Consider the following 17,842-nt stretch of genomic DNA (forward strand, 5'->3'; position numbering starts at 1 on the left):
TGTGGCCCATTGTTCGTCCGCATTGCGGATCGCGGGACGGCCGCGCACCTGACGCCGAGCTGAATTCCGTGGCGTTTCCCTGGTCGGACGCGGGCAGCCGATACCGGACGACCACCACTTTCAGGCGCTTTTACGGAAACACGCCCTGCCGGAATTCCCGCGACTACACCCCGTACCGCGCCTCGATCCCCGAGATCACCAACTCCAGCCCCTCCTCGTAATGCCGGTCGAAGTCCTGGAAGATCTCCGTGCCCGCCGCCGCCGACAGGGGGAAGTCGGCCATGACGCGGGCGCGTTCCGTCACGTCGAAGCCCTCTCGGCGTTCGCCCGGCATCGGCTCCACGCCCTGTTCCTCGGTGACGAACCCGAGCGTGTAGAGGTACGACGTCGAGGTGGCGCGGACCGCCTGGGCGAGGGTGAATCCGGCGGCGGTGAACAGGCGCAGGGTGTCCTCCATCTGTTCGACGTGGACCAGGCCCGTGAAGCGTGAGCCGCTGTAGACCTTGGCGCCGTCGCGGTAGCCGAGCAGGGCGGTGCGCAGTCCGCGGTTGGCCTTGAGCAGCCGTTCCCGCCAGGTGTCGGACGGGTCGAGGTCGGCGTCCGCGACCATCCGCCGGTACATCTCCGTCGCCATCTCGTCGAGCAGGGCCTGCTTGTCCTTGAAGTGCCAGTACAGGGCGGGCGCCTTGACATCGAGTTCCCTGGCGATGGCGCGCAGGGTGAGGCCGTCGAGGCCCACCTCGTTCAGGAGCTTCAGGGCGGTGTCGGCGACCCTCGCGCGGTCGAGGGGCGGGCGTTTCTCGGTGCTCACACTTGACAGCTTAACAGCGTTAAGGGCACGCTCGGAGCCGACAGCACTTAACAGCGTTAAGGAGCAGGACATGAACACGGACGTACTGGTCGTCGGCGCCGGCCCCACCGGTCTCGCCCTCGGCATCGACCTCGCCCGGCGGGGCGTGGACGCGCTGGTCGTGGAGAAGGCGGACCGGCTCTTCCCGGGCTCGCGCGGCAAGGGCCTCCAGCCGCGCACCATGGAGGTCTTCGACGACCTCGGCGTGCTCGACGCGATCCACGCCGTCGGGGGCACGTACCCGGTCGGGATGATCTGGCAGGACGGCGAGCGGGTGGGCGAGCACCGGATGTTCGACCCGGTCGAGGTGACGGACGACGCACCGTACAACGCGCCGTGGATGGTGCCGCAGTGGCGCACCCAGGAGGTGCTGTTCGCCCGCCTCGAGGAACTGGGCGGGCGGGTGGCCTTCGGGCGGGAGGCCGTGGGCCTCGAACAGGACGCCGAGGGCGTGACCGTACGCTTCACGACCGGCCCCGACATCCGCGCCCGCTATCTCGTCGCCGCCGACGGCGGCCGCTCGGTCGTGCGCCGGGCCCTCGGCATCGGCATGACCGGGGAGACCGTGGACCCGAACCCGATGCTCGTCGCGGACGTCCGCATCACGGGCCTGGACCGGGACAACTGGCACGTCTTCCCACCGCGCGGCGAGGGCGCCGGCTACCTCGCGATCTGCCCGCTGGCCGGCACCGAGGACTTCCAGGTCGTGGCGCAGTTCCCGGAGGGCACGCGGGTGGACCTCTCCCCCGACGCGATCCGCGAGGTCGTCGCGGCCCGTTCCCACCTCGCCCCCGAGTCCGTCACGGAGGTCCGCTGGGCCTCCGACTTCCGGCCCCGCGCGGCCCTCGCGGACGCCTTCCGCTCCGGCCGGGTCTTCCTCGCGGGCGACGCGGCCCACGTCCACTCCCCGGCGGGCGGCCAGGGCCTGAACACGAGCGTCCAGGACGCCTACAACCTGGGCTGGAAGCTGGGCGCGGTCCTGCGGTCCGGGGCCCCGGCCACCCTGCTGGACACCTACGAGGAGGAGCGCCGGCCCGTCGCCGCGCACATGCTCGGCATCTCGACGGGCGTGCACCGCGGGGAGGTCCGCCGCGGGGACGCGACCCGTCAGCTCGGCCTGGGATACCGGGACTCGTCCCTCACCGAGGAGACCCGCACGGCACCGGCCGGGCTCCGCGCGGGCGACCGCGCCCCCGACGGCAAGCTGGCCGGCGTACGCCTCTTCGACGCCTTCCGGGGCCCGCACTGGACGCTGGTGGCGGTCGGCGTCGAGGCACCCGACGTGCCGGAGCCGGTGCGGGTGGTCGCCGGTGACGAGCAGCCGTCGTACGGGAAGGGGCTGTTCCTGGTGCGTCCGGACGGCTATGTGGGCTGGGCGGGCGAGGACCCCGCGCAGCTGGCGGGCTACCTGGGCCGGGGGATCACGCGCTAGCGAGCGACAGCTTCACCGCGAAGCCGAGGAACAGCGCGCCCGCCGCCGAGGTCGCCCCCGCGGACAGCAGCCGGCGCCGACGGAACGCGTCGGCCAGCTTCGTCCCGCCGAAGATCAGGGCGGTGAGGTACAGGAAGCTGGCCAGCTGGGCGAAGGCGCCCAGGACGACGAAGGAGATCGCCGGGTAGGCGTACGCGGGATCGACGAACTGCACGAAGAAGGCGACGAAGAACAGGATCGCCTTGGGGTTGAACAGGCTGATCACCAGGGCCCTGCGGTACGGCCGCTCCCCCGGACCGGCGTCGGGGACCTCCGCCTCGGCCACCGGCGAGCGCCGCGAGCGCCACAGCCCCCACGCGGCCCGCAGCATCCCCACCGCGAGCCACGTCAGATACCCGGCGCCCGCGTACTTCACGATCCCGAACAGCACGGCGTTGGCCTGGAGCAGCGAGGCGACCCCGGCGGCGGACAGCGTCATCAGCACGGCGTCCCCGCACCACACCCCGGCCGCGGCGGTGTACCCGGCCCGCACTCCCCGCCGCGCGGCGACGGAGACGACGTAGAGCGAGTTGGGCCCGGGCAGCAGGACGATCAGGACCAGGCCTGCCAGGTAGGTGGGGAGGTCTATGACACCGAACATGGGGACGAGTGTCGCATTCAGAACGCGTCCGAGGGTACGTAGGTGCCCCACACCTCGCGCAGTGCGTCGCAGACCTCGCCGACCGTCGCCCGGGCCCTGAGGGCGTCCTTCATCGGGTAGAGGACGTTGTCCTCGCCCTCGGCCGCCTTCTTCAGGGCCGCGAGGGCCGAGTTCACCGCCGCGGGGTCGCGTTCGGCCCGGAGGCGGGCGAGGCGTTCGGTCTGCTGGGACTCGATGGCCGGGTCGACGCGGAGGGGCTCGTACGGCTCCTCCGCGTCCAGTTGGAAGCGGTTGACGCCGACCACGATCCGTTCGCCGGAGTCGGTCTCCTGGGCGATGCGGTAGGCGTTGCGTTCGATCTCGCCCTTCTGGAAGCCGTGCTCGATCGCGGCGACCGCGCCGCCGAGGTCCTCGACCTTCCGCATCAGGTCCAGCGCGGCCGCCTCGACGTCGTCGGTCATCTTCTCGACGACGTACGAGCCGGCGAACGGGTCGACCGTCGCGGTCACGTCGGTCTCGTAGGCGAGGACCTGCTGAGTGCGCAGCGCCAGCCGCGCGCTCTTGTCCGTCGGCAGTGCGATGGCCTCGTCGAAGGAGTTGGTGTGCAGGGACTGGGTGCCGCCGAGGACCGCGGCCAGGCCCTGCACGGCCACCCGGACCAGGTTGACCTCCGGCTGCTGGGCCGTCAGCTGGACGCCCGCGGTCTGGGTGTGGAAGCGCAGCATCAGGGACTTGGGGTTCTTCGCACCGAAGTCCTCGCGCATCACCCGCGCCCAGATCCGGCGGGCGGCACGGAACTTGGCGACCTCCTCCAGGATCGTCGTACGGGCGACGAAGAAGAAGGAGAGGCGGGGCGCGAAGTCGTCGACGTCCATGCCGGCGGCCACGGCCGTACGGACGTACTCGATGCCGTCGGCCAGGGTGAAGGCGATCTCCTGCGCGGGTGAGGCGCCGGCCTCCGCCATGTGGTAGCCGGAGATCGAGATGGTGTTCCACTTCGGGATCTCGGCCCCGCAGTACTTGAAGATGTCGGCGGTCAGACGGAGCGAGGGCTTCGGCGGGAAGATGTACGTCCCGCGCGCGATGTACTCCTTCAACACGTCGTTCTGGATCGTGCCGGTCAGGCGGTCCGCGCTCACTCCCTGCTCCTCCGCCACCAGTTGGTACAGGAGCAGGAGGAGCGCGGCGGGAGCGTTGATCGTCATCGAGGTCGACACCTGGTCCAGCGGGATGCCCCCGAACAGCACCCGCATGTCCTCGACCGAGTCGATGGCGACGCCGACCTTGCCGACCTCGCCGTGCGCGATCGGGGCGTCGGAGTCGTGGCCCATCTGGGTGGGCAGGTCGAAGGCGACCGACAGGCCCGTGGTGCCGTGGGCGATCAGCTGCCGGTAACGGGCGTTGGACTCCACGGCGGTGCCGAAACCGGCGTACTGGCGCATCGTCCAGGGGCGGCCGGTGTACATCGAGGGGTACACGCCCCGCGTGAAGGGGTACGCGCCCGGCGTACCGAGCTTCTCCGACGGGTCCCAGCCCTCCAGGGCCTCGGGACCGTAGACGGGTTCGATGGGCAGTCCGGACTCCGACTCACGCGTCATGCCCACCACGGTATTGCGGTCCCGGGCGGATCGCCGCCGGTCGTTCGTGAGCGGGTGGGCGGATCGCGGCCGGGTCGTTCGTGGCCGGGCGGGTGTGGGGAGACATCCAGGGTCCAGGAGATGTCGGTGAGACGGCAGGGGGCCGGATGCGTACTACGGGCATGGGGCGAGGGTTCGCGGCACTGCTGGTCCTGGCGATGGCCTGCGGCTGCACGGTGCAGGGCACAGGCGAGGACGGCGGCGACGGCAAGCGGCATCTGCCGGTGCGGATCGAGGTGCCCCAGCGCAGTACGCCACCGCCGGCGTCCCCGGCGGACGGCGACCCGGACGATCCGAAGGCCGGCTCGGCACCTCCGAGCACCTCCGCCGCGCCCGCCGCCGTGCTGTGGTCGCGCGGCGACTCCGGGCGCGGCGTGCGGGAGCTCCAGGCCCGGCTGCGGCAGGTCGCGTGGCTCTACGACGGCCCGACGGGGTCGTACGACGATCTCACCGAGCGGGCCGTGAAGGGGTTCCAGGGCAAGCGCGGTCTGCCGAGGACCGGGAAGACCGACACGGTCACCTGGCAGCGGCTGAAGGCCATGACGCACGAGCCGGGCAAGTGGGAGCTGTACCTGATGGGCGGACAGCCGGCCGACGCGCCGGACCCGCGCTGTCTGACCGGGCGGGTGCTGTGCATCAGCAAGACCAGCCGGACCCTGCGCTGGATGATCGACGGACGGACACTGACCACCGTGTCGGTCCGTTTCGGCTCGGTGGGCACACCGACCCGTGAGGGTGTGTTCAGCGTCTACTGGAAGTCACGGCACCATGTGTCGACGCTCTACGACTCCCCCATGCCCTACGCGATGTTCTTCAGCGGCGGCCAGGCGGTGCACTACTCGGCGGACTTCGCGGCCCGCGGCTACGCGGGCGCCTCGCACGGCTGCGTCAACGTACGGGACGAGGCGGCGATCGCGAACCTGTTCGCCCAGGTGCGGAACGGCGACAAGGTCGTCGTCCACTGGTGACGGGCGCGAAGAGGAGTTAGGGGCGCGGACGGGACCGGGGGAACGTGTCCCGCCCGCGCCGAGGTGCACGAGCCGTAGGTACGGGGGGAACCCCGGCTCTGTGCGACGGCCGATGACCAGTCGGCTCACTCATTACTGCGCCACGACGACCGAAAACGTCACACCCACCGCGACGGGAACCGCGGTGGGTGCGAAAGATGCAGGTCAGCGTGTTGAGGCGGGGGGAGAGCGGGGTGGATCGGGGGCAGAGCCCGGTTGGGTCAGGGGGCAGGGCGCGGTGGGTCGGGGTCAGAGCGCGCTGTACGACGGGCTCGGTTCCGGGGCCGGGCCGGGGCCCGGTGACATCGTTGCCCGGCTCGGGACGAGCGGGGTGCCGGAGGCGGGGGCGGTGGTGTCGCCGTTCGGGCCGGGGCGGTTGTTGTCCGGGGCCATGAACTGGCCGTCGTTGCGACCGCCGTTGTGGCCACCGCCGCCGTTGCGGCCGTCCTGGTCGCCCCGGCCGTGCCCGTCGCCCGGGCCGCTCCGGTCGTTGCCGCCGTTCTCGCCCCGGCCTCCGCCCTCGCCCCGGCCGCCGCCCTTGCGGTCGTCGGAGCCCGCCTTGCCGCCGTCCTCGGACAGGACGCCCTTGCAGTACTTCCACACCCGCGGTGAGCCGCCCGCCGCGCCCTCCAGGGAGTGCTTGCGGGTCGGGGTCAGCTCCTTGCCCTCGCGCAGGTCACGGCAGGCCGAGACGGCGAAGTCCCCGTCACTGCCCGGGCGGACGCCGAGTCCCTCGGAGGCCGAGCCGCGGGCCGCGCCGGTGTCACCGCGGGCGGTGTCGCGCGAGCCGCCCGCGCCGGACGGGGAGCCCTTCGGTGAGGGCACCGCCTTGGGGGCCCGCGGGGAGGGCGAGACGAGGGGGCGGTCCGGGGAGACGTCCGTCGACACAGAGGAGCCGGGCTCCGGTGTGTCGTGTCCGGACGGCGCGAGGACTCCGGTTCCGGCCACGACCGCGGCCCCGCCCACCACCCCGGCGGCCAGTACGGCAGCCAGACCTAAATGCGCGGGGCGGCGCCGGCGGGGTGCCCCGGCCTTCGGACCGGGAGCGCCGATGCGTACGAGACCGGCGTCGGCCAGGTCGCCTCCGACCGGGTGCCGGCCCTGCTCGGGCGGGCTCACCCAGTCGTCCGCACGGTTCGCGCGCACCTTGCGGAAGGCGGCCAACGCGGCCTCCTCGCCGGGCAGTTCCGTGCTGGTCGGCGCGGGTTCCGCGGTCAGCGCGGCCAGGGTCTCGGCGAGGCGCTCGGCCCGGTCGCGGGTGGCCTCGTCGACAGCTTCCAGTGGCTCGCCGCGCAGCAACCGCTCGGCTGTCTCGAGGTCCAGCCACTCGTAGCTCTCGTCGGCCATCACATGTCCTTCTGCGTCCGCGGACGCATATGCGTCACACTCGCGGACGTCACCGCACGGTCCTGCGGTTCTCTCTGGGGCGGCAGGGCATCGAGCGCACCGGCGGATTCCGGATCCGCGCCGAGGAGTTCCGCGAGCCGTTTCAGCCCCCGGTGCGCGGCCGTCCGTACGGCGCCCGGACGCTTGCCCAGGGTCTCGGCGGCGGTCTTGGCGTCCAGGCCGACGACCACGCGCAGCACGACGGCCTCGGCCTGGTCCTGGGGCAGCCGGGCGATGAGCGAGAGGGTGGTGCCGGTGGTGAGTGCCTCGATGGCCTCGCCCGCGGTGTCCGACTCGGCGGGCTTGCCGGTCAGCTCGGTCTCGTCGCCGCCGATGGCGGGGCGGCGGCCGCGCATCCGTATGTGGTCCAGGGCCCGGTTGCGGGCTATCCGGGCGGCCCAGCCGCGGAAGCGGTCCGCGTCGCCGTCGAAGCGGTCCAGGTCACGGGCTATCTGGAGCCAGGCCTCGGAGGCCACGTCCTCGGCGTCCGGATCGCCGACCAGTGTCCGGACGTATCCGAGCAGCCGCGGGTGCACGGCGCGGTACACAGTACGGAACGCGGTCTCGTCCCCGTCCTGTGCCGCAAGCACCGCGGCAGTCAACTCCGCGTCGTCCCCCAGCACCCGTGAATCCTCAATACGTGGTCGCGATCGATGGTCGCCGCTTCGAGCCGTCGAGGGTGGTGGTGATCGTTCGAGAGTCGCGTTGATCATTCAACATCCGCGCCCGGCGCGAAAGGCACGTTACGACCTGAAACCGCTGCTCGTCCATGTCCGCACAAAACGCAACTACCTCGTGATCCGGGGGCGCGGCCGGGTGGGTATGACGGCGGGGTGTGACAGAAACCGCACTCCTGACGCTGAAGGAGTTACGGGCCGCCGCGCGGCCCGTGCCGCGCGACGGCCGGGGCCTCTCCTGTGGGGGGTGGCGGCCCTGGCCGTCTCCGCGGTACAGGCGTGTTCAGCTTCGCGTGCTGCGTGCTGTCGCTGCCGGCGGACGCCTCGCGCCCCTGATCCCGGCGATCGCCCGCTCACACCCCGGCGTCGGCGCGGAGGAGCGGCCCGGCGAGACGTGCGTCAGTGCTTTCGGGACTGGTTCTTGTCCGTGTTCGGCCCCGCCGTGCCCTGCCCCGCAGCCGCCTCCTCCGGCTTCGCCTTCCCGGGCTTCGCCTCCGTCGGCGCCGGCGTCTTCCCGGGTTTCGCCGTGGCCGTCGCCGGGGCGGTCAGCGTGGTGCAGTAGGCGCTGACGTTGGCCTCGCCGCCGGCCGCCGCGGCGAGCCTCTGGAACGCCGTGGAGTCGAGCGCCTTGCCGCGGCCCCGAAGCTTCTCGTACGCACGGCAGTGGGCCAGGGTGTCCTTCGCGGTGGCCGGACGGTCGGCGGGGGCGGACACGGCGGGCCGGGAGTCGCTCGGCGACCGGACCGGGGCGCTCGTGGTGACGCTCGGACGTGCGCCCCCGTCGTCCGCCGCATCCTTGGCCGACCCGCCGTCACCGCCACCGGCGCCGATCGCCGCGTAGGCGACACCGCCGAGGGTGAGACTCGCCAGGAGCACGGAGAGCGTCGCCTTCCAGGACCGCGCCCCGCGCCGTCGCGCACGGGGCCGCCAGTCGTCCCGCCGCCGCGTCCGCGCCCGGTGCGCCCCGGCGTCCCGCGCCACCCGAAAGGCCTCCAGGGCCCGGCGCTCGGCCTCCCCGTCCGTCTTCTCCGCGAGGATCGCCGCCCCGAGCACCGCTTCCAGCCGGCCTCGGTCGTACGACGGCTCGGGGAGGTCGCCCAGGATCCCGTCGTCGTACGGCTGCTCCGCGCCCGGCGCTGCACCCTCCCTCCGCTCGTCGCCCATGCCGTGTCCGTTCCTGTCCGCCGTGCCGTCCTCGCCTGTCATGTCGACTCCCCCAGCGTCCGGGGGCGCTCATCCGTCACACTCTCGGCGCCGAGCAGCTGCGCCAGCCGCTTCAGGCCCCGGTAGGCCGCGGTGCGCACCGCGCCGGGGCGTTTGCCGAGGACGCGGGCGGCGGCGGGGCCGTCGAGTCCGACGACGACCCGGAGCAGCACCGCCTCGGCCTGGTCGCGCGGGAGTGCCCGGACCAGCTCCAGGGCGTACTCGGTGGAGAGGGACTCCAGCGCCTGGTCGTGGGTGCTGTGCGGGCCGGGCAGGTCCAGCATGTCCTGCTCCAGCGCCGCCGACCGGGGCCGCACCTTCTGCCGGCGCAGATGGTCCAGGGCCCGGTGCCGGGCGATGGTCGCCGTCCAGCCGCGGAACCCGGCCCCGTCCCCGCGGAACCGGCCGAGGTCTCTGGCGATCTCCAGCCAGGCGTCGGAGGCCACGTCCTCGGCGTCGTCCCCGACCAGCCCGCGCAGATACCCGAGCAGTGCGGGCTGCACCAGCCGGTAGGCGACCGCGAACGCGGACTCGTCGCCCTCCTGGGCCCGCGCGACGGCCGTGCCCAGTTCCCCGTCGTACGCCTGCGCGCGGCGGGGTTCCCCTCCCTGGCCCAAGAACTTTCCTGTCCGTACCGGTTCGTGGCGATTCCGCACTGTCGGCGGGGTCGCCCTTGCCCATGTCCCCCACGGTCAACAGCGTCCGACCGCACAGAAGTGTCACAGTCCCGTACCTGTCCCCAGGGCCTCCGCATGTGACGCCTGTGACGTCTGCGATCGTTTGGACGCTGTGTGAGTGCCACCTGTGCAACAGGTGGCACTTCTGTGACCGAGTTCAACTGAATCAGGGGTGGGGTAGGTAGTGAGTCGTCGTAGAAGCCGTGCGTACAGACCGCTCAGCATGAAGCGGCGGGCGTGGCTGACGCTCGGCGCGGTGGTCCTGGGGGGCGGGGGAATCGCGAGCTACGCCGTCGCCAGCCCGTCGACCGACGCGGCGGGGGATCCGCGGGCCGAGCGACCGGTGAAGGTCTACGACCTCGCGCTGAAGGCACCCGAGACCGGTGAGCGTGAGCTGCCGCGCACCGAGACCAAGCAGTTCTCGCTGCTCGGCATCTCCTGGACGGGGGCGACCAAGCAGCTCGACGGCAAGGCGCAGGTACGCACCCGGAGCCTCGACACCGGCGCGTGGACCTCCTGGCAGGACCTGGAGACGGACGCGGACCCGGTGGAGGACGCCGACGAGCGGGCCGGGGCACGCGGCGCGTCCGAACCGCTGTGGGTGGGCCCCTCGGACGGTGTCGAGGTGCAGGTCGTCCACGAGGACGGCACCACCAGCGCCGGACTGCCCTCGGGGCTCAAGGTCAACCTGGTCGACCCGGGCGTGACCGCCGCCGAAGCGGCCGACGCCGCGACCGAGCCGGCGGCCTACACGGAGGACGTGACCCCGAGCCCCACGGCCACCACACCCACCGCCCCGGCCACCACGCCCACCTCCCCGGCGCCCACGGCCACCACGCCCACCGCCCCGACCTCCACGGTTCCCGAGCCGCCGATCGTCTCGCGCGCCGACTGGGGCGCCGACGAGTCGCTGAGCCCCGACCCGTCGGAGTACAACGCGGACGTGAAGGCCGTCTTCGTCCATCACACGGCCGGGTCGAACGACTACACCTGCGCCGAGTCGGCGTCGATCGTGCGGGCCATCTACGCGTACCACACCGCCCCGGCCCCCGACGGCAACGGCTGGAACGACCTCGGCTACAACTTCCTGGTCGACAAGTGCGGCACGATCTTCGAGGGCCGCAAGGGCGGCGTCGACCAGCCGGTCCTGGGCGCCCACACCTACGGCTGGAACCGTGAGTCCACCGGCATCGCGGTGATCGGCGAGTACACCTCGGCGGGCGCCTCCACCGCCGCCCTCACCTCGGTCGCCCGGATCGCGGCCTGGAAGCTCGGCCAGTACGGCGTCGACCCGAACTCCACGGTCCAGCTGAAGGCGGGCGCGACCCAGAAGAACCTCGCCGGTACCAGCTTCACCGCGGGCAGCCTCTACACCTTCAACCGGATCTCCGGTCACCGCGACGGCTACGCCACCGAGTGCCCCGGCACCACGCTCTACGGCCAGCTGCCGACCATCCGCGCCTGGGCGTCCGGCCCGGTGCAGGGCCTGAAGGTCACCTCGCTGACCGGCGCGACCCTGTCCGGCTCGACGTACTACACCAAGGGCGCTATCACCGCGAAGTGGTCGACGACCACGCCGGGTTCGCTGATCTCGAAGTTCGAGCTGCTGGTCGACGGCACGGTCGTCAAGACCACCGCGGGCACGGCCACCTCGGCGAGCACGACCCTGGCCGCGGGCACCCACAAGGTCGCCGTGCGGGCGGTGCACCAGTCCGGCAAGACCACTCCGGCCACCACCGCGCTGACCGTCGTCGCGGACACCACCGCGCCGGTCTTCTCCACCACCCCGAAGATCACCCTGCGCGCGGGCACCGTGGAGACCGCCGCCGTCCCGGTCACCCTCGGCTGGAAGGCCACCGACGCGCAGGCCCTGAAGCAGGTCAGCCTGCTGTCCCCGACGACGGCCACCTTCGGCCCGACCACCACCAGCTCCAACCGCACCGCCAAGTCCGGCTCGGCGAGCACCTGGTCGATGAAGGCGTACGACGTCGCGGGCAACACCCGCACCTCGTCGCCCGCCTACACGCCGATGATCCTCCAGGAGACCTCGGCCACGAAGTCCGGGAGCTGGACCGCCCGTTCGTCGTCCAGCTACCTCGGCGGGAAGTCGTACTCCAGCGGTTCCAAGAACGCGAGCCTGACCTGGACGTTCACCGGCAAGTCCGCCGCGTGGGTGGTCTCGCGGGCGTCCACCTCCGGACAGGCGTACGTCTACGTGGACGGCACCAAGGTCGCGACCGTGGACCTGAAGTCCGCCACCACGAAGTACCGCCAGGCGATCTGGACCAAGTCCTGGGCGTCCAGCGCCCAGCACAAGATCAAGATCGTGGTGGTCGGCACCAGCGGCCGCCCGACGATCACGACGGACGGCCTGGTCTACATCAAGTAGCCGTCCGGATCGCCGAGTTCACAGGAACGGGCGTCCGCTTCCCCGCATCCGGGGGGCGGACGCCCGTTCCGCGTTCACGGAGCCACGGCTCTCGCTGTCCCGCTCATCGCCGTACGGCCCCCGTCGCGTCCCGGCACAGCAGCCGCAGCGAGCCGTCCCCGGCGAAACAGCGGCGGGCCTCGTCCACCGGGTCCCACAGGCGGCCGTCGGGCGTCCGGACCCAGTACTCACCGCCGCTCGCCCACCACTCGGCACCGGTCTGGCGGACGACGACCTCACCGGCGTAGGCCCCGAGCCCGCGCAGCACGGTCTCCAGGGCGGCGTACGGCGCTCCCTCCCGGCGTATCTCCTCGATGAGCCGGTCGACGCGCCACAGGCTCTGCGCCGAGTAGTCGAGCCGGACCCGGGCGCCCTCGCGCAGGGTCGAGACCGCGTCGGCCGCCCACCGTACGGGTCTGGCCGCGGCGGAGGGCCGGTGCGCCTGGTGGGTCGTCACATCGGCGGTCGAACGGGCTGTCGTATGAGCGGTCACTTCAGTCGTCACACGGGTGACAGCGTTCCGGAGGGACCGTTCGTCACACGATTCGGGGGGCTTCGGCGAGACCGGCGCAGGACCGACGCACCTTCACCGCATCCCTCGCCGGACGGTCACAGGACCCTCTCGGGAGCGAGGTTGACGACAGAGTGACGCTTCGGCGCCCCGGTGCGCTCCTGTCTCTGATGAGCGACTACTTCCATCTGCGCGCGGTGCCGCCCTCGGCCCTGCGCAACAGCGCCAACTGGTTGCAACGGCTGTTCGAGGACGACTGGGACGCCGTACGCGAACGCATCGGACGCCATCGGGAGGAGGTGCTGGACAAGTCCTACCTGGACCACGAACTCCTCTACGCCGGCGCCGAGGTGGTCCTGGGCGGACTGCCGGTCCACCCCGGCGACCGCGACAAGCCGCCCTTCCTCCTGTTGACCGCGGCCCGGGCGAACCAGGTCTCGTCGTACCTGGGAGCCGCCGACTTCGAGACCCTGTGGCGGCTCGCCCGCGAGGAGTTGCTGCCGCGATACGGCGGGGCGTGCGCCGAGCGGGAGGCGCGGGGGGTGTTCGCGGCCGCGCACCGGGACCTGACGGCGTTCTACGGCCAGACGGCCCGGTACGGGGACGCGGTCGTCAAATGGCTGGTCCATTGAGCAGCGCCCCGCCCCCACCCCCTCCGTGCCCGCTGACCGAGGCCCTCCGTCCCCGTTCACCTCCGCCGCCGGCTCCTCCGTGACACCACCGCGCGCAAGACCCGGCGGCCCTCCGTGCACACCTCCAGGGCGGGGCGCAGGCCGGCCGGGCCGTGGCCCGCGAGGAGTTCCAGGACGGTGACCTGGCGGCGGAGTTCGGCGGCGACGAGCGGGGACATGCCCTCCGTACGGCCCTCGCGGTGGGCGTCGAGCGAGTCGGCGGCGTCCTTCAGGGGGTCGAGCAGCTGGTGGATCCGGAGCGCGGCGACCGAGCAGGCGTCGGCCCACTCCCGCACCCCGGCACCGGACCGCTCGGCCGGCGCGGCGTCCAGCATCCGCCGGGCCAGCGACACGGCCTCGTCCTCCCCGGCGCCGTCGGCGGAGTCGTCCGCTCCGGGCTCTCCCCCCGGCCCGAACTCACCTGTGCCGCCCAGCTTTCCGCGGACCTGGTCCAGTAGTCCGGCCCACTGTCCGGGGTCGCCGGTGTCGGTCGCGAGGTCGGCCCACAGGGGGCGCAGGGCCTCGTCGTCGCCGCCCAGCAGCGGTACACAGCGATCCAAACAAGCCAACCCGCTGGCGGCCAGTCCGCGTTCGTCGGCCTGGCCGATCAGCTCCACCAGACTCATCCACGCCTCCCTCGCCGAGCGGTATCCCCTAACGGAACCCGCACTTCCCCTTACTGCGCGCGATGGCCCGGGAGTGTCACAGGGGCACCACACCGAGCCGGTCGAGCATACGGAAGAAGAGGTTTTCGGCCAACGGGTCGGGGTCGGAGCTCAGGACGTCGAGCAGCGGCTCCTCGGCCACCGCGTGCCCCGCCTCCGCCGCCCACGCGACGGCCCGCGCGGCCGCGTCCCGGGGCTCCAGGAAGTAGTCCTCGAGGGTCAGCCCGTCCGCACCGGAATCGCCGGCGCCGCCGGACCCGATGAACCTGGCCATGGCGCCGCGCGCCAGACAGGTCGTCCAGCCCCCGCTCTCCGGCCCCGCCGCCTCCACCACCACCGACGCGCTGTCCATGACGTATCCGAACAGCGCGGGCGAACCGGTCTCCACGGCGAGGGAGTTCATGCTGCCGATGCCGCCCTCGCCGCTCGCGTACTCCCAGACCTGCCATCCGCCCGGCGCCGACTCGCGCAGGACCATGCCCTCCGCGCCGGCCAGTGCGTCCCGTTCGGCGAGCGGCCGCTCCCCGCGGCCCACGACGAAGTAACCCCAGTAGCCCATCCCGGTCCCCCCGGCTGCTCGGTACGGTTCGGGCCCGAATACACCACATTCGTACGGCAGTTCGCAGCAGGATGGACCAAATCCGTCAGACGGCGACGGGTACCACCGGTCCCCGGCGGGCCTTCTCGTCCTGCATGCGGGTCAGCCGCAGCACCATCACGGCGGCGACCAGGGCGGCGACGAGGTCGACGGCGTCGGCGAACAGCAGCTGGAACGCGGTGTCGTGGACCTCCTGGTAGGTGTCGGCCTCCCCGGCCATGCTCGCCAGGAACCGCCCGATGACGTTGGTCAGCAGCCACAGCGTCCACCACACGTTGACCAGCGCGTGCCCCCTCGGCCGGTCCTCGGGGCTGCTCGCGTTCCAGACGTCCAGCACGACCCGGCGCGGGTACCAGAGGCTCACGAACGGCACGACCCAGCCCGCGATCACCCAGCCGCGCGCCTTGCGGTGCCCGTCCGGCGCGAACACCTCGGCGTTGACCCGCACCCGCCAGAGCCAGATCACGAAGACGACGGCGCAGGCCAGCAGCACGGCCATCTGCGCGGAGGCCGCCAGGGAGGTCAGCACGTCGGACACGTCGGCCCGGTCCAGTGCCGCGGCTCCGGTGTCGCCCCCGGCGAGGTCGCCCGTGACGTCGTACCGGAGGAAGTCCGCGACGAGGGCGAAGAGGTCGACGGCGGCGGCCAGCCCGAGCAGTGCCACCGTGGCCCACCCGAGCCCGACCGGCGAGCGCAGCCAGACCTTGGGCGTGCCCGCGCCCGGCGGGGCCGCGAAGCCGGCGGGTGTGGCACACGAGGTGCACAGGACACCGTCCGGTGCCGCTTCGAAGTGATGGCAGCGCGTGCAGAGCATGGCGGGGTCCCCCGTGATGTGGATGAGCGGCAGACCGCGCGGCCTCTCCCCAGAGCCTCACGCGCGGCATGCGGAACATACGGTTCGCCGGCCCCGTACGTCCACCGTGAATTCCCGGCCGGTCAGCCGAGCCGGTCCCCGAGCGCCTTGAACTGCGTCCAGGTCAGGGCGGGCTTCCCCGGGTCCCACAGCTTCTGGGCGGTCGCCCGCAGCGGCATCCGGACGCCGGCCGCGACCTGGGCCTGCGTCTGCGCGTTCGGGAAGTCGCACCACACCGCGAAGTACCCGCCGAGGATCTGGCCGTCGTACTTCGAGGGGACGGCCGTCGTGCCGCGTACGACGCGCGGGGTCCACTGCTCGTAGATCCGCTGACCCCTCGGATAGAAGAACTTGTTGGGCTGCCCGAGGACGTAGTAGAGGAACTCGTCGTTGTAGTTGACGACCTTGCGGCCCGCGCTCAGATACTCCACCGGCTGCCGCGCGCCGATCTCCTTGCCCGTCCAGTAGGCGACCCGGATGTCGCCGGCGGGCCGCACGGACGTCCCCCGGAAGAAGCCGTCGTTCCAGGCAAGCGGCGTCTTTCCCGCGGCCCGGACGGTGTCGGCGCGGTCGTTGAGCCACCCTGTCGTCAGGTCCGCGACCGTGCCGCCGGCGCCGTAGGCCTTCCGGGCGGCGGTGGCGAGCTGGGGGTAGGTCGCCGCCGGGTTCGACACCATCAGCGCCCGGTACTCGTCCCCGCCGAGATGCCAGTCGGCGCCGGGGAACAGGTCGGCGTACTCCTTCAGCAGGTCGTCGACCATCGCGGCGGCCGCGGGCTTGGAGATGTCGATCGTCCCCTGCGGAGTCCGCCCCGCCGCGCTGCGCAGCTGGAGCTCGGGGTGGGCCGCGATGACCGCGCCCAGATGTCCGGGCGAGTCGATCTCCGGTACGACGGTGATGTGCCGCTGGGCCGCGAGCGCGACGATCTTCCGCACCTGGGCCTTGGTCAGGTGCTGCTCCGAGACGATCTCCGGGTGCGTGTCGGACGCGATCCGGAACCCCTGGTCGTCGGAGAAGTGCAGCTGGAGCCGGTTGTACTTCAGGTCACCCAGCTCCCGGACCCGGTCCTCGATCCAGCCGGCCGTGAAGCTCTTGCGGGCCATGTCCAGGAAGAACCCCCGCACCGGCTTGGCCGGCTGGTCCCGTACGACGCCCTCCGGCGCCGTACCGCCCCCGTGCACCTCCTGCTTGAGCGTGCGGGTGCCGTAGAACACACCCGCGTCGTCCGGCCCGCTGATGTCGACCCGCCCGCCGCGCACGGTCATGCGGTACGACTCCGGGGCCGCGCCCTTGCCGTGGTCGACAGCCAGTCGGACGTCCCCGGCACGCACGTCGTCCTTCTTCCCGGCGTACGTCAGCCCCAGCTCACCGGCGACCAGACGCCCCTCGTCGGCGAGGCCGGCGTCGTTCACGACCACGCGCAGCCCCGCGGCGGGCCGCCAGCCGGGGCCGCGCGCCGGGGTGTGGGCACGGACGGCCGGGATGGTGCGAGGAGTGGTGGACAGCGGGTACGAGCGGGCGGGGCTGGGGGCCGGGCTCGGGCTCGACGAGGTGGCGGACGGCGAGGTCGAGCGCTGCTCCGCCTGTGCCTGTGGCTGCGTCCGCGCGGACCCGGCGGGGGCGCTGTCGTCGTTCCCCGCCCACAGCCCGAGGCCCACCCCGGCCACAACGGTCACGGCGACCGCCCCGGCGATCAGCCCCCTCGTCTGCTTCTCCGGTCGCTTCCTGTGCTGGCTCACACTCTCCACGCTAGGGCCTCGGGGGAACGGACGCGTCCACCGCCCGTTCCGAAACTCTCCCTTGCGGGTGAAATTCGGGCATCCGTCGGACAGGTCATGTCCACTCTCGATAACGTGACGTCACATCGCTCACAGCTTCCCCTGCCGAAACACACGTGACGCCCACACATACCTCTGGCCGAGTGGCCATACCGTCCCTGCCCACCGTCCTGGACGCCTTCAACACCGCCCCGCCCGACGAGGCCCGGGGGTTGTTGCTGGACTGCCTCCGCAGCCTGCGCTGGGCGGACCGCATCGCGGCCCACCGCCCCTACCCGACCGTCGAGGCCCTGCTGGCCGCGTCGGACGAGGCGGCCTACGACCTGACGCCCGCGGACCTGTCGGAGGCACTGGCGCGAGAGACGCTCCCGGTCCTGCCGGACGGCGCCTATGTCGCCGCCCACATGGCTCTCGACGCGGCCCACGCCGCCTACGAGGCCCGCTTCGGCCACGCCTTCGTGATCTGCCTGGACGGGTTGCCTCCGTCCGAGGCCCTCGATCACGTCCTGGCAGGCATCCGGTCACGATTGACAAACGATCCGGAGGAGGAGCGGGTGGTGGCGGCGGAGGAGCTACGTCGCCTGGCGAGGCAACGGTTGGTGTCGTGCTTGAGGGGCGCGGGGAACTGCGCGACAAGCCCACACGGCGGCGCACCCGGCACATAACAGCTGAGACCACCCCAGATGCCGCCAAGGCTCACCCATCCGCGTGCCACTTCGATCACACCGGTAGGCCCCCCGTAAGGCTTCAGCCACCGCTTGGATAGCATGCTGGGGGCCGGTGGACCGTACCCGGCCGGGCCCGACCGACAGACCAAGCCGGCGCGGCC

General features: G+C 72.3%; 17 protein-coding genes. 5 read left to right on the forward strand and 12 right to left on the reverse strand.

From position 1 onward, the window contains the following. Positions 1-163: 163 nt before the first annotated feature. On the reverse strand, positions 164-811 hold the full coding sequence (locus OHN19_RS15965) for a TetR/AcrR family transcriptional regulator (protein ID WP_330264836.1): 648 nt from the start codon (positions 809-811) through the stop codon (positions 164-166). 70 nt (positions 812-881) lie between these two features. Here OHN19_RS15965 and OHN19_RS15970 point away from each other — a divergent pair, with 70 nt between their 5' ends. After that, positions 882-2,282 carry an FAD-dependent oxidoreductase gene (locus OHN19_RS15970; RefSeq protein ID WP_330264837.1) on the forward strand — a complete coding sequence of 467 codons (1,401 nt, stop codon included), beginning with the start codon at positions 882-884 and terminating at the stop codon, positions 2,280-2,282. Here OHN19_RS15970 and leuE read toward each other — a convergent pair. Next, positions 2,272-2,922, reverse strand: a complete 651-nt coding sequence (leuE, locus tag OHN19_RS15975) for a leucine efflux protein LeuE (protein ID WP_330264838.1) — start codon at positions 2,920-2,922, stop codon at positions 2,272-2,274. The genes OHN19_RS15970 and leuE overlap by 11 nt on opposite strands. Positions 2,923-2,939: 17 nt before the next feature. Then, positions 2,940-4,520 carry an acyl-CoA mutase large subunit family protein gene (locus OHN19_RS15980; RefSeq protein ID WP_330264839.1) on the reverse strand — a complete coding sequence of 527 codons (1,581 nt, stop codon included), beginning with the start codon at positions 4,518-4,520 and terminating at the stop codon, positions 2,940-2,942. A 146-nt stretch (positions 4,521-4,666) separates the two neighbouring features. Between OHN19_RS15980 and OHN19_RS15985 the strand changes: the two genes are divergently transcribed. Beyond that, positions 4,667-5,527: a L,D-transpeptidase family protein gene (locus OHN19_RS15985; protein WP_330264840.1), complete on the forward strand. Its 861-nt coding sequence runs from the start codon at positions 4,667-4,669 to the stop codon at positions 5,525-5,527. A 288-nt stretch (positions 5,528-5,815) separates the two neighbouring features. Here OHN19_RS15985 and OHN19_RS15990 read toward each other — a convergent pair whose 3' ends face one another. From OHN19_RS15990 to OHN19_RS16005, 4 genes are all read right to left on the reverse strand, one after another. Further along, positions 5,816-6,913 (reverse strand): hypothetical protein, encoded by a 1,098-nt coding sequence (locus tag OHN19_RS15990; RefSeq protein WP_330264841.1) that lies wholly within the window; start codon positions 6,911-6,913, stop codon positions 5,816-5,818. Next, a complete protein-coding gene (locus OHN19_RS15995; protein ID WP_330264842.1) occupies positions 6,913-7,575 on the reverse strand; it encodes an RNA polymerase sigma factor in 663 nt (220 codons plus the stop codon). The genes OHN19_RS15990 and OHN19_RS15995 overlap by 1 nt, the downstream gene beginning before the upstream one ends. Before the next feature lie 453 nt (positions 7,576-8,028). After that, the gene (locus OHN19_RS16000) at positions 8,029-8,835 is read right to left on the reverse strand and encodes a hypothetical protein (protein WP_330264843.1); all 807 of its coding nucleotides are present in this window, start codon (positions 8,833-8,835) and stop codon (positions 8,029-8,031) included. Beyond that, a complete protein-coding gene (locus tag OHN19_RS16005; protein ID WP_330264844.1) occupies positions 8,832-9,449 on the reverse strand; it encodes an RNA polymerase sigma factor in 618 nt (205 codons plus the stop codon). Before OHN19_RS16005 ends, OHN19_RS16000 begins: the two co-directional genes overlap by 4 nt. Positions 9,450-9,732: 283 nt before the next feature. Between OHN19_RS16005 and OHN19_RS16010 the strand changes: the two genes are divergently transcribed. Next, positions 9,733-11,898 carry a peptidoglycan recognition protein gene (locus tag OHN19_RS16010; RefSeq protein ID WP_330264845.1) on the forward strand — a complete coding sequence of 722 codons (2,166 nt, stop codon included), beginning with the start codon at positions 9,733-9,735 and terminating at the stop codon, positions 11,896-11,898. Positions 11,899-12,001: 103 nt separating this feature from the next. Here OHN19_RS16010 and OHN19_RS16015 read toward each other — a convergent pair whose 3' ends face one another. After that, a complete protein-coding gene (locus OHN19_RS16015) occupies positions 12,002-12,394 on the reverse strand; it encodes a hypothetical protein (RefSeq protein WP_185093249.1) in 393 nt (130 codons plus the stop codon). Between the two features lie 224 nt (positions 12,395-12,618). Here OHN19_RS16015 and OHN19_RS16020 point away from each other — a divergent pair, with 224 nt between their 5' ends. Then, a complete protein-coding gene (locus OHN19_RS16020; protein ID WP_330264846.1) occupies positions 12,619-13,080 on the forward strand; it encodes a DUF1877 domain-containing protein in 462 nt (153 codons plus the stop codon). Between the two features lie 56 nt (positions 13,081-13,136). Here the strand turns inward: OHN19_RS16020 and OHN19_RS16025 are convergent, their stop codons facing one another. The 4 genes from OHN19_RS16025 to OHN19_RS16040 form a co-directional block, all read right to left on the reverse strand. Then, on the reverse strand, positions 13,137-13,745 hold the full coding sequence (locus tag OHN19_RS16025) for a hypothetical protein (protein ID WP_330264847.1): 609 nt from the start codon (positions 13,743-13,745) through the stop codon (positions 13,137-13,139). Between the two features lie 76 nt (positions 13,746-13,821). Further along, on the reverse strand, positions 13,822-14,343 hold the full coding sequence (locus OHN19_RS16030) for a hypothetical protein (protein WP_330264848.1): 522 nt from the start codon (positions 14,341-14,343) through the stop codon (positions 13,822-13,824). An 85-nt stretch (positions 14,344-14,428) separates the two neighbouring features. Continuing rightward, on the reverse strand, positions 14,429-15,196 hold the full coding sequence (locus OHN19_RS16035) for a DUF4328 domain-containing protein (RefSeq protein WP_330264849.1): 768 nt from the start codon (positions 15,194-15,196) through the stop codon (positions 14,429-14,431). A 122-nt stretch (positions 15,197-15,318) separates the two neighbouring features. After that, positions 15,319-16,974: a glycoside hydrolase family 20 protein gene (locus tag OHN19_RS16040; protein WP_330264850.1), complete on the reverse strand. Its 1,656-nt coding sequence runs from the start codon at positions 16,972-16,974 to the stop codon at positions 15,319-15,321. 155 nt (positions 16,975-17,129) lie between these two features. Here OHN19_RS16040 and OHN19_RS16045 point away from each other — a divergent pair, with 155 nt between their 5' ends. Further along, positions 17,130-17,678 (forward strand): 2-oxo-4-hydroxy-4-carboxy-5-ureidoimidazoline decarboxylase, encoded by a 549-nt coding sequence (locus OHN19_RS16045; RefSeq protein WP_330264851.1) that lies wholly within the window; start codon positions 17,130-17,132, stop codon positions 17,676-17,678. The last annotated feature ends 164 nt before the right edge of the window (positions 17,679-17,842 follow it).

The organism is Streptomyces griseorubiginosus, assembly GCF_036345115.1.
Lineage (GTDB): Bacteria > Actinomycetota > Actinomycetes > Streptomycetales > Streptomycetaceae > Streptomyces > Streptomyces griseorubiginosus_C.

What these genes read in the sequence shown, in the direction of transcription:
- OHN19_RS16025 (WP_330264847.1), bottom strand. Translation starts at nt 13,745, where the DNA reads ATGAGTCTGGTGGAGCTGATCGGCCAGGCCGACGAACGCGGACTGGCC.
- OHN19_RS15985 (WP_330264840.1), top strand. Translation starts at nt 4,667, where the DNA reads ATGCGTACTACGGGCATGGGGCGAGGGTTCGCGGCACTGCTGGTCCTG.
- OHN19_RS15990 (WP_330264841.1), bottom strand. Translation starts at nt 6,913, where the DNA reads ATGGCCGACGAGAGCTACGAGTGGCTGGACCTCGAGACAGCCGAGCGG.
- OHN19_RS16010 (WP_330264845.1), top strand. Translation starts at nt 9,733, where the DNA reads ATGAAGCGGCGGGCGTGGCTGACGCTCGGCGCGGTGGTCCTGGGGGGC.
- OHN19_RS16020 (WP_330264846.1), top strand. Translation starts at nt 12,619, where the DNA reads ATGAGCGACTACTTCCATCTGCGCGCGGTGCCGCCCTCGGCCCTGCGC.
- OHN19_RS15980 (WP_330264839.1), bottom strand. Translation starts at nt 4,520, where the DNA reads ATGACGCGTGAGTCGGAGTCCGGACTGCCCATCGAACCCGTCTACGGT.
- OHN19_RS16035 (WP_330264849.1), bottom strand. Translation starts at nt 15,196, where the DNA reads ATGCTCTGCACGCGCTGCCATCACTTCGAAGCGGCACCGGACGGTGTC.
- OHN19_RS15970 (WP_330264837.1), top strand. Translation starts at nt 882, where the DNA reads ATGAACACGGACGTACTGGTCGTCGGCGCCGGCCCCACCGGTCTCGCC.
- OHN19_RS16030 (WP_330264848.1), bottom strand. Translation starts at nt 14,343, where the DNA reads ATGGGCTACTGGGGTTACTTCGTCGTGGGCCGCGGGGAGCGGCCGCTC.
- OHN19_RS16000 (WP_330264843.1), bottom strand. Translation starts at nt 8,835, where the DNA reads ATGACAGGCGAGGACGGCACGGCGGACAGGAACGGACACGGCATGGGC.
- leuE (WP_330264838.1), bottom strand. Translation starts at nt 2,922, where the DNA reads ATGTTCGGTGTCATAGACCTCCCCACCTACCTGGCAGGCCTGGTCCTG.